The sequence below is a fragment of the Belliella calami genome (genome assembly GCF_022549695.1).
Taxonomy (GTDB): domain Bacteria; phylum Bacteroidota; class Bacteroidia; order Cytophagales; family Cyclobacteriaceae; genus Belliella; species Belliella calami.
On the sequence record NZ_JAKZGS010000016.1, the window covers coordinates 57,026 to 74,803 of the forward strand.

The 17,778-nt window shown below is 35.5% G+C and carries 12 protein-coding genes; 5 read left to right on the plus strand and 7 right to left on the minus strand.

The annotated features are described in order from the left end of the window. Nucleotides 1-686: 686 nt before the first annotated feature. The 3 genes from tnpA (at nt 687) to MM236_RS15885 (ending at nt 4,766) form a co-directional block, all read left to right on the plus strand. Nucleotides 687-1,139, plus strand: coding sequence for an IS200/IS605 family transposase (gene tnpA / locus MM236_RS15875; protein WP_241275979.1), 453 nt, complete (start codon nt 687-689; stop codon nt 1,137-1,139). An 825-nt stretch (nt 1,140-1,964) separates the two neighbouring features. After that, nucleotides 1,965-3,311 carry a Trk system potassium transporter TrkA gene (gene trkA, locus MM236_RS15880; RefSeq protein WP_241275980.1) on the plus strand — a complete coding sequence of 449 codons (1,347 nt, stop codon included), beginning with the start codon at nt 1,965-1,967 and terminating at the stop codon, nt 3,309-3,311. A 3-nt stretch (nt 3,312-3,314) separates the two neighbouring features. Next, nucleotides 3,315-4,766, plus strand: coding sequence for a TrkH family potassium uptake protein (locus MM236_RS15885; protein WP_241275981.1), 1,452 nt, complete (start codon nt 3,315-3,317; stop codon nt 4,764-4,766). On the opposite strand, the gene MM236_RS15890 is transcribed toward MM236_RS15885, so the two are convergent. From MM236_RS15890 to MM236_RS15900, 3 genes are all read right to left on the minus strand, one after another. Then, nucleotides 4,763-6,523 (minus strand): sensor histidine kinase, encoded by a 1,761-nt coding sequence (locus MM236_RS15890; protein ID WP_241275982.1) that lies wholly within the window; start codon nt 6,521-6,523, stop codon nt 4,763-4,765. The genes MM236_RS15885 and MM236_RS15890 overlap by 4 nt on opposite strands. 234 nt (nt 6,524-6,757) lie before the next feature. Beyond that, nucleotides 6,758-9,208, minus strand: a complete 2,451-nt coding sequence (locus MM236_RS15895; protein WP_241275983.1) for a ligase-associated DNA damage response DEXH box helicase — start codon at nt 9,206-9,208, stop codon at nt 6,758-6,760. Continuing rightward, complete coding sequence (locus tag MM236_RS15900) at nt 9,198-10,790, minus strand: ATP-dependent DNA ligase (RefSeq protein WP_241275984.1); 1,593 nt, start codon at nt 10,788-10,790, stop codon at nt 9,198-9,200. Before MM236_RS15900 ends, MM236_RS15895 begins: the two co-directional genes overlap by 11 nt. A 144-nt stretch (nt 10,791-10,934) precedes the next feature. On the opposite strand from MM236_RS15900, the gene MM236_RS15905 reads away from it, so the two are divergent. Continuing rightward, nucleotides 10,935-11,447 (plus strand): hypothetical protein, encoded by a 513-nt coding sequence (locus MM236_RS15905; protein ID WP_241275985.1) that lies wholly within the window; start codon nt 10,935-10,937, stop codon nt 11,445-11,447. Between the two features lie 73 nt (nt 11,448-11,520). On the opposite strand, the gene MM236_RS15910 is transcribed toward MM236_RS15905, so the two are convergent. From MM236_RS15910 to MM236_RS15925, 4 genes are all read right to left on the minus strand, one after another. Beyond that, complete coding sequence (locus tag MM236_RS15910; RefSeq protein ID WP_241275986.1) at nt 11,521-11,967, minus strand: hypothetical protein; 447 nt, start codon at nt 11,965-11,967, stop codon at nt 11,521-11,523. 83 nt (nt 11,968-12,050) lie between these two features. After that, nucleotides 12,051-12,995: a DUF4625 domain-containing protein gene (locus tag MM236_RS15915; protein WP_241275987.1), complete on the minus strand. Its 945-nt coding sequence runs from the start codon at nt 12,993-12,995 to the stop codon at nt 12,051-12,053. 82 nt (nt 12,996-13,077) lie between these two features. Then, nucleotides 13,078-15,420 (minus strand): TonB-dependent receptor, encoded by a 2,343-nt coding sequence (locus MM236_RS15920; RefSeq protein WP_439648024.1) that lies wholly within the window; start codon nt 15,418-15,420, stop codon nt 13,078-13,080. A gap of 111 nt (nt 15,421-15,531) precedes the next feature. Further along, nucleotides 15,532-15,750: a DUF3820 family protein gene (locus MM236_RS15925; RefSeq protein WP_241276010.1), complete on the minus strand. Its 219-nt coding sequence runs from the start codon at nt 15,748-15,750 to the stop codon at nt 15,532-15,534. 407 nt (nt 15,751-16,157) lie between these two features. Here MM236_RS15925 and MM236_RS15930 point away from each other — a divergent pair, with 407 nt between their 5' ends. Next, entirely contained in the window at nt 16,158-17,558 is a 1,401-nt protein-coding gene (locus MM236_RS15930) for an alpha/beta hydrolase family protein (protein ID WP_241275989.1), read from the plus strand. Nucleotides 17,559-17,778: the final 220 nt, after the last annotated feature.

Sequence of the window (17,778 nt, forward strand, 5' to 3'; positions counted from 1 at the left end):
ATTGAGCTATTAAAATGAATAGGGATGGTGCTTTAGCCCATCCTGAAAGGTTAGAATTTCTATTCAGGCTTTAGCCGAATTTTTTTTATCAGATCTGAAATCAACCAATCCTAATATGAAAAGATCTAGGGATTTATTTTTTGGCTAAAGCCTGAAATATACAATATTCTATCATTTTCCTCCAGCTAAAGCAGGAGGGAATTGAATAGCGGATTAATCTCAATATGAAGTGGAAATTTTGCTGGCTATTGCCAAATTAATTTATTGAGCTATTAAAATAAATAGGGATGGTGCTTTAGCCCATCCTGAAAGGTTAGAATTTCTATTCAGGCTTTAGCCGAATTTTTTTTTGATCAATTCTTAAATCAATCAATCCTAATTTGAAAAGATCTAGGGATTTATTTTTTGGCTAAAGCCTGAAATATACAATATTCTATCATTTTCCTCCAGCTAAAGCAGGAGGCACTTAAATAGCGGATTAATCTCAATATGAAGTGGAAATTTTGCTGGCTATTGCCAAATTAATTTATTGAGCTATTAAAATGAATAGGGATGGTGCTTTAGCCGATACTAAAAGAAATTCTAATTTGGATTTTAGTCTTTCAAAAATAATTAGGATTCGAAAAAAACTAAATGTAAATTTTGATTTTAAAATTGTTTTAATCGTTCAACCTTAATTTTTATTTATGTCTTACATAAAAGTTTACATACATTTTGTTTGGAGCACGAAAAACAGAGAGCCTCAGCTTGTAACAAAAGAAATAAGGAAAATGGTGTGGAGCCATATTCAAGAGAATGTAAAGAAAAAAGGGATATTTATCGATTTTGTAAATGGATATTCAGACCATTGCCATTGCTTGGTTTCTTTGGGGGTAGATCAAAGTATTCAAAAAGTAATGCAATTAATAAAGGGAGAATCATCATTTTGGATAAATAGAAACGATATAATTGTTCCTACTTTGGGTGGGAAAAAATTTGAGTGGCAAGATGAATATTTTGCTGTTTCAGTTTCAGAATCTATGATTGAGAAAGTAAGGAACTATATAAAAAAACAGGAAGAGCACCATAGTAAGAAAACTTATCAAGAAGAGTTTGATGAATTCATTAATAAATTTGGGTTTACTAAATTCCATGATTAAAACCTTTTATTTCCTCCAGCTAAAGCAGGAGGCAATTGAATATAGGAGCAAATCTAAACACAGGAGCAAATCTAAATATATGATGCAATTCAAAAGGAAAGAATTTTATCATGTTTTAGAGAGTTTTAATGAATAGGGATGGTGCTTTAGACCATCCATAAAGTATTAAATTTCTATAGCCGAATTTTTTTGATCAGATCTGAAATCAACCAATCCTAATTTGAAAAGATCTAGGGATTTATTTTTGGCTAAAGCCTGAAATCTTCATTATTCTATCATTTTCCTCCAGCTAAAGTAGGAGGCAATTGAATACTGGACCAAATCTAAACACAGGAGCAAATCTAAATATATGATGCAATTCAAAAGGAAAGAATCTTATCATGTTTTAGAGAGTTTTAATGAATAGGGATGGTGCTTTAGCCCATCCTGAAAGGTTAGAATTTCTATTCAGGCTTTAGCCGAATTTTTTTGATCAGGTCTGAAATCAACCAATCCTAATTTGAAAAGATCTAGGGATTTATTTTTGGCTAAAGCCTGAAATGCACATTATTCTATCATGTTCCTCCAGCTAAAGCAGGAGGCAATTGAATACTGGACCAAATCTAAACACAGGAGCAAATCTAAATATATGATGCAATTCAAAAGGAAAGAATCTTATCATGTTTTAGAGAGTTTTAATGAATTAAGAATGGTGCTTTAGGCTAGATGAATCATAAGACAATTTTTCTATAATTTTTAAATATTGTAATCTTCCAATCCCTTTCTCCCAATTAATTCATTCTAAGTCATTACATTTGTGGTCAAATCAAATGATATTTCACCTATATGGGAATGAAAATAGTCATTGCAGGAGCAGGGGATATGGGATACCATCTTGCACAGCAATTGAGTTTTGATAACAAGGATATTGTCATGATCGATACTGACAAGGATGTCTTGGACAATGTTTCTTCGCACTTGGATGTTCTCACCATCGTTGGTGACTCGACCTCTTTGGAGGTATTGAAAAATGCCGGTGTCAATGATGCTGAGATGGTCATGGCTGTGACGACTTCAGAAAAGTCAAACATTGTGACTGCCGTTTTGGCAAAGCAACTAGGTGCAAAAAGAGTGATTGCAAGGGTTAGAAACCATGATTATTTGGATCCTGAAAATGATGTGTACTTCAAAAATATTGGAATTGATAACATCATTTCTCCCTCAATGTTGTGCAGCTCAGAGATAAAGAGAATGCTCAAAAATTCTTCATTTACAGATGTTTTTGAATTTGAAGAAGGTAAATTGAACGTAGTGGGGATCACACTAGACCAATATAGTAGCTTGGTCAATAAGGCAATCTCTGATATGAGCCAAAACATTTTGTTTAGAGATATCAAGATTATAGCGATTGTAAGAGATCAAATGACGATAATCCCACGAGGAAATACCATCATCAGAAACAATGACCACGTATTTTTTATTTCTAACAAAAAAGCTGTAGAATCGATCTTGGATCTTCTTGGACAAAAAGAAGTCACCATAAAAAATGTGATGATCATCGGTGGAGATGATATGGCTTACGCCACAGCGTTGAAGCTAGAAGATTTTTATAGAGTAACCCTCATTCACAAAGACAAGGAGAGATGTAAATGGCTCTCTGAAAGACTTGATAAAACATTGGTTATCAATGGGGATTATAAAAATATTGATCTTTTGATTGAAGAAGGTTTAGAGCAAATGGAAGCATTTATTTCAGTGACGGAATCTTCAGAAACAAATATTATAACTAGTCTAACAGCCAAAAACCACGGAGTTTACAAGACAATTGCCCATGTTGATACTAGGGAATACATACACATTTCACATAGTATTGGAGTGGATTCATTGATCAATAAAAAATTAGTGGCTGCCAACCAAATCACAAGGTTTTTAAGAAAAGGTAATGTAGAAGCTGTCTCGGGAATCTATGGGGTGGATGCTGAGTTTGTTCAGTATGTAATTACCAAAAATTATAGGATCACGCGAAAAGCACTCAAGGACTTACATTTCCCGGAAAGTGCTATGGTAGCAGGCGTCATCCGTGGAGAAGATGTTTTTATTCCAGATGGAGATTTTGTTATGCAAAAAGATGATAAAGTGATTGTTTTTGCACTTCCTGCAGCAAAGAATTCTTTAGAAAAACTATTCCATTAAAAAATGATCCATTACAAAGCAATTGGAAAAATCATGGGTGCTTTATTGATGCTATTGGCATTTCTAATGCTCCCGGGATTGGCATTTTCTTTCTATTTTGGAAGTCAAGATGAAATGGCACTAATCGGCTCTGCATTCATATCCTTTGTGGTAGGAGCGTCATTATATTTTTCATTTTCAAAGCAAGATCAAAACATCAGGAAAAGGGAAGGTTATTTGATTGTTTCTTTGAGTTGGTTGTTTATGTCACTTTTTGGGATGTTACCATATATTCTGAGTGGTTCGATTCAAAATATTCCAGATGCTATCTTCGAGACGGTTTCTGGATTGACCACCACTGGAGCGAGTATTTTGAATGATATTGAAGCAATGCCAGCGGGAATTTTGTTTTGGAGAAGTATGACCCAATGGATTGGTGGATTGGGGATTATTGTATTGACAGTTGCGATTTTGCCATTGTTGGGAATAGGAGGGATTGAGTTGTTTGTGGCAGAATCTCCTGGTCCTACATCTGACAAGCTTCATCCAAGGATTAGGGAAACAGCCAAAAGGCTTTGGTTTGTCTATTTGGGACTTACGATCCTTGTGAGTATTCTATTCCACTTGGGCGGAATGAACATTTTCGATGCAATCAACCATGGGTTGACGACCATGGCTACAGGTGGTTTTTCTACTAAAAATGCCAGCATGGCCTATTACGATAGTGCTTTCATTCAGTATGTCGCAATTGTCTTTATGTTTTTGGCAGGTACCAATTTTACAATAATTTATTTTGGATTGATTGGTAAGTTCAAGCGCGTCTGGAAGTCTGATGAATTCAAGACTTATTTGTTTGTAACGGTATTTTTGGCTGCAGCATTTGCGGCTCCAATTTATTATTATAGTGGACAGGAATTCGAAAAATCTTTTAGAGATGGTTTGTTCCAAATCGTTTCACTAATCACTACTACAGGATATGTGACTGCAGATTATACTTCATACCACCAAGGATTGACGTTGTTGTTTTTCATGATGTTGTTTTTGGGAGGTTCTGCTGGATCCACTGCCGGTGGAATAAAATTTGTCCGTCATTTGACATTTGTAAAGAACACATGGCTGGAATTCAAAAGAATAGTACACCCTAGAGCTGTAGTTCCCCTTAAGATCAATGGTGATAGAGTAACTGGAAAAATCATTACCCATATTATGAATTTTCTTTTGATTTACCTTATGATTTTTGTAATTGGTTCAATCGTAATGACACTAATGGGCTATGATATACTTACTTCTTTTGGAGCTGTTGCTACGAGTCTGGGAAATGTCGGCCCTGGAATTGGGCAAGTGGGACCTTTAGATAATTTTGCTTTTTTCAGTCCATCTGCCAAAATTTTCTTAAGCTTCTTGATGTTATTGGGCAGATTGGAGTTGTTTACGATTTTGATATTGTTTACACCATTCTTTTGGAGGGCAAATTAAGCTTTGGGTAAATTAAAGTAAAATGAAGATCCAGTACCATACTCACTTTCAACCCAGATTTTACCATTATTGATTTGAACAAGTTCTTTAGTCAAAATCAGGCCTATTCCTGTTCCTTTTTCTTGGTGTGTACCCATTGTGCTAAAAAATTCTGAATCAAACAATCTTGATAAATTTTCTTGCATAATTCCAACCCCATTGTCATCGACTCTGATGGTCAGTTTGTCATGCTCATCATAAGCGCTAATGTTGATGTGATCGCTTTTTTTTGTGAATTTCAATGCATTAGAAAGTAGGTTTCTAATTATAATTTCAACCATGTTTTTATCAGCTACGACCCAGACATTTTCATCTAAATCGTTTGTCAAGATTTGACCTTTGTAATAACCCGAATAATGCAAATATTCAATGTTTTTTTGAACAAGGGATTGAATATTCAATCGGGTGTAATTGGCTTCCAATCCATTCATTTGGCTTCTAGACCAAACCAAAAGGTTTTCCAAAAGAATATTATTATTCCCAAGATTTTCGGCAAGAAGTGGGATATAAGACACAAATTCCTCTTGCGTAAGATTATCTTCTTGGATGAGTTTTACAAGTCCACTTAGTGAATTGAGTGGTCCTTTCAAGTCGTGTGCAAGAATTGAAAAAATCTTATCCTTCATTCTGTTTAATTTTTCTAAATCTTTTGATTGATTTTCGATCTTTTTGTTCTGTTCATAAAGTTTTGCTAGATTTATTTTCTCTCTATTTAGAGCCCTATAAACTGTAAGATAGGCTACTGTAATGATCATTAGTGAAACAATTAAACCAAATAATAAAAAAAGCTTAAATTTTTCATTTTGATCTAAGAGGTCTTTTTCTCTACTTAAAAATTCTATTTCTTCTTTTTGCTTTTGAATTGTTAAAGCTGCAAGATGAACTTTTGTTTTTTCTGATTTTATAACATTTCTTTCTGCTTGCAAAAGGTTTTGATATTCTTGGGATTTTTCAATATTTCCCAAATTAAAATACACTTGATTTATCAATTGATAAATTCTGATCATTGATTCTGAAAAAGGCTTTTGCTGATGAATTTCCTGTGCCATTTCTGCATAACTAATGGCGGCTTTCTGGTCACCCGTTTTTATTTTTAATTCTACTAGTTTTTCCAAAGCATTGATAGCCCTTACTTTGTCGTTATTGATTCCATAATCATAAAGTTTCAAAATATCATTTTCTGCTTCATAAAAATTTCCTAAATCCATTAGAATATCAGCTTTGTTGAACTTGGAAACCATGAGCTGGCGTGTTTGTCCTAGTTTATCTCTCAGGTCGATGGCTTTATCAATTTTTTCCAATGCTTCCTGGTATCTACCCAATTCTGCCAAGACCAAACTCATTCCGGTATAATTATAACCAAGACCATTTTTATCATCGATTTCAATGAAAATTTGCTCGGCCTGCTTGTAATAATCAAGTGCTTCGTCAAAGTAATCTTTGTAATAATACATTTGGCCTATATTATTGTACGAATGGCCTATTTGGCTCTTTTCTCCTGATTCCAAGCTTAGCTCCAATGCCTGTTCATACAAATTCAAGGCATCTTCCTGAAGATTCATGTTTCTAAAATAAACTCCAAGCCTGTTTAAGTTTTGGGCTTGTAACTCTTTGTTTTTTAATAGCTTTGCTAAATTAATTGCTTCTTGATAATATTTTAAGGCAGAATCGGAATAATGGATTTCTTGTACAAGTTTTGAAACTATGAGAAGCCTCATACTGTCACTTTGTGTTTTTTGGTATATTTTAAAAATACTATCAGCTTTTACACGATGTAATTCTTGTTGAAAAGCATGAATTTGGCAAGGGTAAAAGCATGCCAAAAGGATTAAAGAACAACTTAAAAGTTCAGTTCTAAATATGTGAATTTTTTGCATTATACTGAGGAGGGTGAATACAATATTTAAATTTAATTCATTGTATTGATTCTACAATATAAGTTTTGAATATTTTTAGTTTATTAAATTAGCTTTCATTTTAGCAATTCTATCTTCCAAGTTTTCAGATGATAATGTCGCCCTCAACCTATCAACCATAATTGGAAATGAAAAAGGTGTGAACTGACCAGGTTTTTTTACAATGATCCGCTGACGGTTTATTTTTCTAATGACTTCCTGGATCTGATATCTGTCCATTTGCATATCCAATACCTCTCTCTGTGCTTGCTTTAGCAGCAGGTTTTCAGAATCATATTCTTCAAAAACACCAAAAAGAATGGAGGAATTTGATTGGAGATGTTTGAATTTCATGGGTTTTCCTGGATATCCTTGAAAAACTAATCCTGAAATTGTTGCAATATCCCTAAATTTCCGTTTTGACATTTCACTCTCATTGATGCAAGAAATGATGTCATCTAGTAAACCTTTTTCAGTAAATAAATCCTCTTCAAGTATATCCTCGATAGGAATATCGCTGTCAGAAAGCAGTTCAAATCCATAATCATTCATCGCAATACTAAAGGTAATCGGATAGCTTACACTGATCCTATATGCAACCAAAGCCCCAAGAATCTCATGTACCATCCTTCCCTCGAAAGGATAAAAATAAACATGATAACCTTCTTTGGAGATGTTTTTTTCGATCAAAAATGTATTGTCATCTGGAATCAGCGATAACTTTTGTTGTAATTCAAGCAATGGAGCTATAAATTCAATTTCCTCTGTTGCCAAAATCCCATTAGAGGCATCTTCCAAAATAGCCCTGATTTTTCCTGCAAGTTTTGAAGTAAGGGAAATCCTGCCTCCCATGTATGCAGGAATATTTTTGGTCTTTTTTGTTGAAAGGCGAACCTGTACCAATTGAACCTTGATCTTCAAAAACTCCAAACTTCTCCCTGAGAAAAAAAAGCGATCTCCTGGTTTCAACTTAGATATGAAGTATTCCTCAATCATTCCCAAAAATGCGCCATTCATCAACTTAACTTTGAGCATAGGGTCAGAAACGATGGTTCCCATAGAAAGCCTATGGCGCATTGCGGTTTTTCTGTCTGTCACTTTGTACAATCCATCTTCTTGTATTTCCACTTTTGAGAACTCTTCATAGCTCTGCAAGCTTTCTCCTCCTTGGGTAATAAATGAAAGTGCCCACTGAAATTCATTCTCCGTGATTGTAGAAAAAGAAAAAGTGCTTTTCACAATCTCAAAGAGACTTTTAGGAAAAAATCCTTCACCAACAGCCAATGTTACCAAAAACTGAATCAATACATCAAAAGTCAAAATGGGGCAGGGGATACTTTCCATTTCACCTGTGGTGACAGCTTGTCTCAAGGCCGCAGCTTCTACAAGTTCTAGAGAATTGGTAGGAACGAAATATATTTCACTCGCTACACCAGGTCGATGTCCAGCCCGACCAGCCCTTTGAACAAACCTCGCAACACCTTTTGGACTCCCAATCTGGATCACTGCTTCCACAGGTCTGAAGTCTACTCCAAGATCCAAGCTAGATGTACAGACCACTAGCTTCAACTTGCCCAAATGGAGTGATTCTTCAACCCATGTTCTGACTGACTGATCGAGTGACCCATGGTGAATAGCTACCCATCCAGCCCAATCTGGGCGCTTTTCCATGATTCTTTGATACCAAATCTCTGTTTGGGCTCTGGTATTTGTAAATAGTAGTACAGAACTCTTTTCTTCTATTATCGGAATGACTTTATCGATAAGTTGAATACCCAAATGTCCTGACCAAGGGTATTTTTCCAGTTCATCTGGATAGACTGTTTTTAAATCTATTTTTTTATCTATTTCAGCTTTGACAATGTGATTTTCCGCTTCTTTTCCCAAAAGAATCATACAGGCTTCTTCCAAATTTCCAATCGTGGCTGAAATACCCCATATTTTCAGGGGTTCTTTTAATCTACTTTTGATAAAAGCCAAAGCCAATTGTACCTGAACACCTCTCTTGTTGCCCAACAATTCGTGCCATTCATCAATAACAATTGCCTTGAGGTCTTGGAAAAGCTTTGAGTTGTCTTTTTGAGCCAATAATATGTGAAGGGTTTCTGGTGTAGTGACTAGGCATTCAGGAGGATTTCTTTTTTGTGCTTGCTTTTGTTTATCACTCGTGTCTCCGTTTCGAACCTCTACCCGCCAAGGCAAGCTTATTTGGTTACAAACTTCTTGCATAGCAAGGGCAATATCTTGTGCCAAAGCGCGTAATGGAGTAACCCAAATTATTTGAAGTCCATTTTTTTGAGGTTTTTGCCAAGTTGATGGATTCTTATTGATGTATTCTGAAATCACCGGCATCCAAAGTGCAAATGTCTTTCCACTTCCTGTTGGTGCATTGAGCAAGCCAGATTTTCCATCCAAATAATCTTTCCAAGTTTCTTCCTGAAAAGGAAAAGGTTTCCATCCTTTAGAATTAAAATATTTATTTGCCTGAACGAATCTCTTATCCACCATAGAGCGAAAGTAATGCTTTTAAGTCGCCCAAAGTATTTGCTTCTGCTATTGGTTTATCTTTTCTCCATCTCTGAATCCGTGGAAACCTTAATGCAATTCCTGACTTGTGTCGTGGACTTTCTTGTATTCCCTCAAATGCAATTTCAAAAACCAATCCTGGTTTTACTGTCCTTACAGGCCCAAATCTTTCCAATGTATTCTTTTTGATATATTGATCTACTTCTTTCATCTCAGCATCTGTTAGACCAGAATATGCTTTTGCAAAGGGTACTAACTTTTCGTTTTCCCAAACAGCAAGCGTGTAATCAGAATACAAATCAGCTCTACGACCATGACCCTTTTGTGCATACAAAACTACTCCATCTATTGTCAATGGGGCGATTTTCCACTTCCACCAATTTCCTTTTTTTCTCCCAACCTCATATTGCGAGTTTTTATGTTTTAGCATAAATCCTTCTGCAAGCATTTTTCTGGATTCCTGATGCAGCAAAGATAACTCTTCCCAAGTCTTAGTTTCTACAAGTGGAGAAATCTTAAAATTTTCTTCATTTAGATTTGCTATGATCTGTTCTAGTTTCTTTCGCCTTACACCGATTGGTTGATCTCTGATGTCTTTTCCATCGATTTCCAACAAGTCATAGGCTATAAATCCTACTGGTGCATCCAAAAGTAATTTTTTTCCTATTGTTTTTCTTCCAATTCTGGTTTGCAACAAAGAAAATGGAAGAGGCAAGCCTGCTTGCATTGCAATGATCTCACCGTCCAAAACAGTTCCTTCAGGAAGCCTTTGACTTATGGTCAACAACTCTGGAAATTTATCAGTCACCAATTCTTCCCCTCTTGACCATATAAAAACTTCATTTTCTCTTTCTATGATTTGGCCACGAATCCCATCCCATTTCCATTCAATCTGCCAGTCATTTATATCACCCATATCTGAAGCTTCACCTTCTATTGGATAAGCTAAGTAAAACGGATATGGCCTTGATAGATCATCTGAGAAATTTTTTGAAAGTATCAATTTCTGAAAACTTGTATTTTCAGGTGTCCAATTTCCCATTAACCTATGAGCAACTTCCGTCTTTTCCATTTCAAAAACACTTGCTACGGCTTGGGTAATAAGATTTTGACTTACTCCAACCCTGAATCCACCAGTAATGATTTTATTGAAAACAAAACGCTCTTGTGAATCCAAAGTTGACCATGCAGCCAGTAAGTTGGATTTCTTTTCCAAGTCATCCATGTTATGGAGAGATTTCAAAAAATCAATCCAATAAGTTAAGCTAAAGTCTGAAGTAGCAGTAGGATTGGGTAGGAGTAATGCTATAGTTTCCGCCAAATCCCCAACTGTTTGATAAGATTCTTCAAATAGCCATTCAGGAATTTTGGCAATCTCAAGACACCAAGTTCTTAATTGCTTTGTGTTGATTGCTCTTTTGGGTTTTTTGTGTGTAAACAATGCAAGCGTCCAGAGCTTGTCTTCATCCGAAGCTTGAACCAAATAACTTTCTATCGCCTTCAGTTTGTCAGAGGTTTTGTTGCTTTGATCAAGCTTGGAATACAAGGAGGTGAAAAGCTTCATGGATTTTGGTTATGAAAATAATTGGGAAATTATATCATTCTGTGACTTTATTCCCTTATTGATTAATAATTATTCTTTAAATTTAAATTATGAATTAACTATATTGAAATTAATTCCGTTATTGAAGTACAAACAGCATTTACCATGAAAAAGTTAATCCTTCTATTGTTGACCATTCCATTCTTTTTTGCCTGCAGCGATGATAAAGAAGAGAAATATACAACCAATTCCATAGAATATAACCTTTATCAAAGTTCTGATTTTGATTATGAAGGATTGTTAACAGTAAGAGAGTTGACTTCAGGTCAGGTAGAATTGACTGTAACCTTGGAAGGAAAAAGAGAATCTGACCCATATTTTTTTCCAACGCATCTGCATTTTGGACGTTATGATAATCCTGATTCACCAATTGCATTTATGCTAAACCCAGTAGATATCCGTGACTTAAAAAGTACGACAGTCCTTGGAACCTTATCGAATGGCAACACTTTGACTTTTCAAGATTTTAAAAACTTTGATGGCCATGTAAAAATTCATCTTGCAGAAAGTGGCCCTGATTATGCGGTAATTTTATCGGCTGGGAACATTGGGCAGAATGATAATTCATCAGCTGCATTCAATTTGGAGGAAATGGCAATTTGCTCACCTACCTACTAAAAACTTGATTATCAACAAGATAACTGAGTTACAATTTCTAATTCTCCTGTTGATAATCAAATATACTTTTTTATCAAGAGTTAGAATCTTCCATTACTTCTGGAACCATCTTTCTAGTAAATCTTTTGTGTAGATCAAGAATTTCACTGTGCATCACTTGCTGATATGCTTTATGTTCTTCATTTGAAAATTCTTTCATGGGATTGTGAACATGATATTTTCTTTGGACTTCATCATCATGAGAATGCTCGAATCCTGGAACTTCAATGATATCCTTGTCCCAAATTTTGAGTTCTTCTTTCAATTCAGAATATTCGATGTTTGCTTCTTTGAGTTGTTTTTCAACCAACAATAATTCCTCTCTGAGATCTAGGGAAGCTTGATGAAGTTTATTTGCTTCGATTAGATTTTCATCTTCCACCACTTCATGGTCGTGATCGTGGCTTGATTTGCTGTTACAGGCAAAGAAAATTATCGCAGTGAAAATTATAATGTTGATTGTCTTGAAGATAGTGTTCATTATTTTGGTTGATTTGATTTTAGTGTAAACGAAAAAGAGGAAAACCGAATGGATTTTCCTCTAAATATAAAGCATAAATTATATTAATCTATGTGAACTTCATAAGTCTTTTGTGTTACATTTCCTTGGATATCTTCTACCCAGATGATCAATTCTAGGTGATCTTCTCCAGCAGGAAGGATGATAGCATTTTCCCCAGAAAGGATTTCTGATAAGTTTAAGGTATTGTTATTTGGTAAGTCTTCTCCCACTAATTCTTGTCTCCAGGTAGATTCACCCCACATTTTTTCATAAAACTCACCATCATTTATCCTTCCATGGTTATGTCCATGATGATCATCTTCTTCAACTAACCTAATCCAAACAAACTTGATCTCTGAGCTCAACTCATGATTTCCTTTGCTAATAGATCCTTCTACGGCTAAAGCTTCACCAGCTTCTCCTTCTATTTCTCCATCATGTAAGTTCGTTACTTCTGTTACAGGAGCATAGGCTCTTTCGATAAAGAAAGTTGTCAAATAATTGCTGTCATCTGCAAATCCTGTTTGGTTTCCATGAATATCTACAGCAGAGATTATGATGTCATAAGGTCCAGCCAAAATGTTTCCTTCAACCCTTGAAGTAGCACCCGCCCAATAAATATCTGTTGACGAATTGTCAACATTCAATGTTTTTGCACCTTCAGGGAATCTGAAAATTGGATTCTCTGCATTGGCACTGTAAATATCTTTTACACTTAATTTCTCAAAAGTATTTGATAGTCTTCCATGAGTATGACCATCAAATGTATTATGGATATCTACCAATACCTGACCTATGCCTGACTCATCCGTAACACTAAATCTAATATGCATGTGGTCTGTAGTAGTAGCACGTACTTCATTTTCCATAGGTCTGAAGCTATCTCTTCCTTCTGCAAACCCTATTACAGGTGCATCAAGATCAGTTACACTCGGATCTTGATCCTCAGTACATGAATAATTCAATGCCAATAATCCGATTGATAATAAAATTGGTAATTTTTTCATTGTGGTATTTTTGTTGTAAATCATATGCAATTGTGTTGCAAATATAATGCAATAAGGTTGCAATAAAAATATTTTGCTCAATTTATCTTATTGATATAGGGATTTTCAAGTTTACAGTAACATTTCTTCCTTGTTCGGGAAGATTCAAAAGTCTATACCTGCTTAAGTGGTTTAAGTAGAATTCATTTGTCAAATTTTGACCTGCTACTTGGAATTGGAGTTTCTGGCTTCTCAATTTCATTTCCCAGCTCAAGCCAGCCCCTAAAAGTTTGTATCCAGCTGTTGTTCTTTCATTTCTATCAACTCGATTTTGATCTGCAGCTAATCTTCCATCTACAAAAATCCTCATGTTGTAAATGAATTTTGAATCTAAAGGTAAGCGATATTCTACTGCCGCAAATGTACTAAAAGGAGGAGTCAATGGAAGTGGCAAGCGGGAGTCTAAATTTTGGTTATAGACATATTCAGAGCCAATGTTCAAGGTAAGATCTTTTACTATGTTTATATCCGCGCTCAATTCCCCACCAAGAAAAATCGCATCATTTTGTCTGTATTCCCAAAGTATACTTGATCCGGGTAAAGTAGAAAATCTAGCAGAAGGAGCCAAATAAATATAGCCATCAAAATACCCAACAAAAGGACTTAGATTAACGGAGACTTTTCTGTTTGAGAAAGCAAAATTAAGATCTGCTTGATAGCTTCTTTCGCTTTCAAGCTTTGGATTTCCAACTTCGTGTCGGAAGTTTCCATGATGTACACCATTTGATGAGAGTTCAATTGGTGTTGGAATCCTATAAGCAGAACCAAGATTGATTTTTAAATTATAATTTTCTTTGAATACCCATGACAAACCAGATGAAGCACTCCAGTTTACAAATGATTTTTGAATATCCGGATTCCGCTGATCTATTTCACCAGTAGGACGGGAATTTCTATAAATTGGCTGTAAATGTTCTTTTATATTGTGGAATGCTCCATCGATTCTAGCACCGGTATTGAAAATTAGGTTTGGGGAAAATTTGATTTCCCTAAAGTAGAAAAGCCCTCCTTGAATTGATTCATAGTTTGGCAAGAGAAATTCAAATCCACTTTGCTGATTTCTGGAAAACTGCGTGTTGAAGCCAAGTATAGCTTGCCCTTTGTTATTTTTTTGTTGACTTATTCTTGCGTTGGCTGTAAAAACATCCAAATTCAAGGAAAGTGCCAAGTTTCCAAATGTATTATCTGGCGCTACTTCTTGTGAATGGGGTATCGAATACTCTTCTCTGATGTTCTTTTGATAACCAAAATCCAACTCAAGCCATCTGTCATCCAACATAATACTATTATTCCAGATCACTTTCAAATGCGAGCTTTCTTGGCGGGGTATGTCAATATTTCTTGAATTTCCGTCAGGTATAAGATTGTAAGACCTCGGAACTCCAACTGCCCCAACAAATAATCCAGCCTTTTGCTGAAACCTGCTTATTGTAATTGTAGAATAGCCCCATTGCTTTTTTACGCCTGCCATTGCAGAAAAATGTCTCTCTGAACCAGCAGTATTTTTTAGTCTGTTTTCAAAAATAGGGAGTACAAATCCAGCATAGGTGAAATTCTCTGCAGGTACTCTGTAATCTGCAAAGTCTTGCATAGTAAATCTCCCACTAAAGACAAAGTCACCTTCATTTCCTGCAAAGGATGCAGAATTTGAAATCATGTCATTGTTGCTTCTGTACATACTGTTAATAGTAGCCTCGATTTCACCATCCTGTTTGAATGCAGGAGGTGAGATATTGATTACACCAGCCATCCCGTCCGATCCATACATCAAAGATGCTGGACCTTTGATGATTTCTACTCTATCTACATCAAAAGGATCAATTTCCAAACCATGATCAGTTCCCCATTGCTGTCCTTCTTGCTTGATTCCTCGATCATTGATAAGAATCCTGTTGAAACTCATTCCCCTGATCACAGGTTTTGATATTCCAACTCCTGTATTGATTGTGCTGATTCCGGGGAGTTTTTCAATCGTATTTGCAAAAGTCCCTGCATTGTTTTTCTCAATATAATCCCTATCAATCACCAAAATAGTTTGTGATTGTTCCAAAGGGCCATTTTTGAATGGATTTGCTTCAATGGTTAGGCTTTCTAATTGGATAGCTGAGGCGATCATTTGAGCTGACAATTCCACATCTGAATCCTTAATAGCCAAAGTCTTGCTTTGTGACTTATAACCAATATGAGTAATATGGAGGTGGTAGTTGCCGGGCCTTAGCTTGTCGATTTCAAAATTTCCATCAATGTCAGCTGCAGTTCCTTTACCTAGCTCATGTATAAAAATTGATGCCATTAGCCCCTCACCAGATTCATCGATTATGCGGCCTGAGAGTTTGAAATCAGTTTTTTGCTGCGCAATTAGACTTTGTCCTAAGAGCAGTAGTATAAATAAAATTAAGACTCGTTGTGGGGTAGTAGTAAGCAATTGATTTTGAAATAAAGCCCAAATTTACTTGATATTTATTTCTAACACCAATTAGATGATACAAAGTTGCATTTAATTTCTTAATTTTTTCAATTGATACAAAATATCCTCTAATCCGTTCAATCTGATTTCGTAAAGTGTATGGAGCCACATCCCCAATTTCCCTTCTGGAAAACCTTTTCCATGCATCCAAACCAAATAGTGTTCAGGGATATCGCAGAGCAATTTTCCTTTATACTTACCAAAAGGCATCTTTTTAGTTACCAAATCCATCAAAATTTCTTTATCCATCATGTAAAATTAGTATAACTTTTTCAAAAGGCTATTTGCATATGGGAGTTTAGGAAATTAGTTTAGAAAATATGGATAATTCAGCAGTTATAGACTATTAACTTTTTTGACAATACGAAAAATCTAAAAGAGACTTAATTCAAAAGCAACATAGGGAATAAGTAAATATCCTAAAAACATTGAATTTCAAAATTAGGGATGTTTAAAAAAAAATACTCGAAGAAACGATTTAACACCTGTAGTCATACAAATTAATAAAACTTAAGTCAATGGATGTACTATTAGCATATTCACTGACAAATAATAATGTATATTTCTTTGATTTTTTTTAGATTTTAAACTATTGGTTTCATTGAGGATAGCCATATTTTTTTATATTACATTCGAAAAATAAAAATTACTCTATCATGAAATCTAAATTTTGCATTTTGGCACTGCTAATATTTATCAACTTCAACAGTTTTTCGCAAGATATTGCGGGAAGTTGGAAAGGTGATTTGAAAGTAATGGGACAGACCATTCCGCTGATCACGCACTTTGAAGAAGTAGATGGAGAGTGGACAGGTACAATGGATAGCCCAAACCAAGGGGCAATGGGAATTCCGATGAAAAAAGTTCTTGCAAACCAACTTATGGTAAGCTTTGAAATGAGTGTGATGAACGCTTCTTACGATGGAGTCATGCAAGGTGATGAAATAAAGGGGAATTTTTCGCAAGGAGGAATGAAATTTCCACTTGATCTAAAAAGAGTGACTTCTGGGGAACTGGAAGGATTAGGGCCAAAAAGACCTCAAACACCCGTTGGACCATTTGATTATGATGCTGTCGAAGTGGGTTTTGAAAACCCTTCTGAAAACATAAAACTAGCAGGAACACTGACAAAGCCTAAAGGGGAAGGTAAATTTCCAGCAGTTATCTTGGTGACTGGTTCTGGGCCTCACAATAGAGATCATGAAATGGTTGGGCATAAACCTTTTTGGGTAATGGCAGATTACTTGACAAAAAACGGCATAGTTGTATTGAGATATGATGAAAGAGGAGTGGGGGAATCTAATGGGAATTTTTCTACAGCTAACATAGAAGACTTAAAAAATGATGTAGTTTCAGGGATTGAATTTTTGAAAAAGCATCCCTCAGTAAATTTGGAAAAAATAGGTGTTGTCGGACATAGTGAAGGTGGTTTGATTACTTGGATTCTTGGTTCGGAAGGGCACGATTTATCTTTTTTGGTTTCTTTGGCAGGTCCTGTAGTTCCTATCAAGGATTTGATGACCAAGCAGACAGAAGAAATTGTAAAAGTCTCCGGAGCATCGGAGTTTTTAGTAAAGTTAGAGACCAATCAAAATAGAAAAATTTATCAAGCAGTAATTGACAGTAAATCAGATGAAGAGTGGAAAGCTGCATTGAAACCAATTTTTGAAGCATCACTGAAGGAACAGAATATTCCTGAAAGTCAATGGCCGAATGCAATCATTAGATATCAGGAAGCTTATGAACGTCAGTTGACTCCTTCAATGATTTATTTTTTGAAGATGAATCCAGAAAATTATATCAAAGAAATTGATGTACCAGTTTTTGCAGGTTTTGGTTCAAAGGATTTGCAGGTTGTGGCGAGTCAGAATGGAAATAGATTGATAGAGTGGTTTGAAGGGAAATCTGATTTACTCACGCTAAAAGTTTATGATAATTTGAATCATTTATTCCAAACTGCCAAAACAGGAGGTATTAATGAATATGGGGCCATAGAAGAGAGTTTCAATGAAAAAGTGCTCCTTGATATTCTCGAATTTATTAAAAAGCAGTACTAGGATTTAGCCGCTAAGCCCGCAAAGGTTGTGGTTTCATGTGAATTGCCGCGAAGTTCGCAAGGTAGCGCAAAGGGGATTTGTTGGGTTGGTTATAGATTAAAAAAACAATCTCTTGATTTAGCTTAGATTTTCTTGATGTGTTGTAAGAATTGCCGCGAAGTTGGCAAGGTAGCGCAAAGGGGATTTGTTGGGTTGGTTTTAGATTAAAGAGTAATCTCTT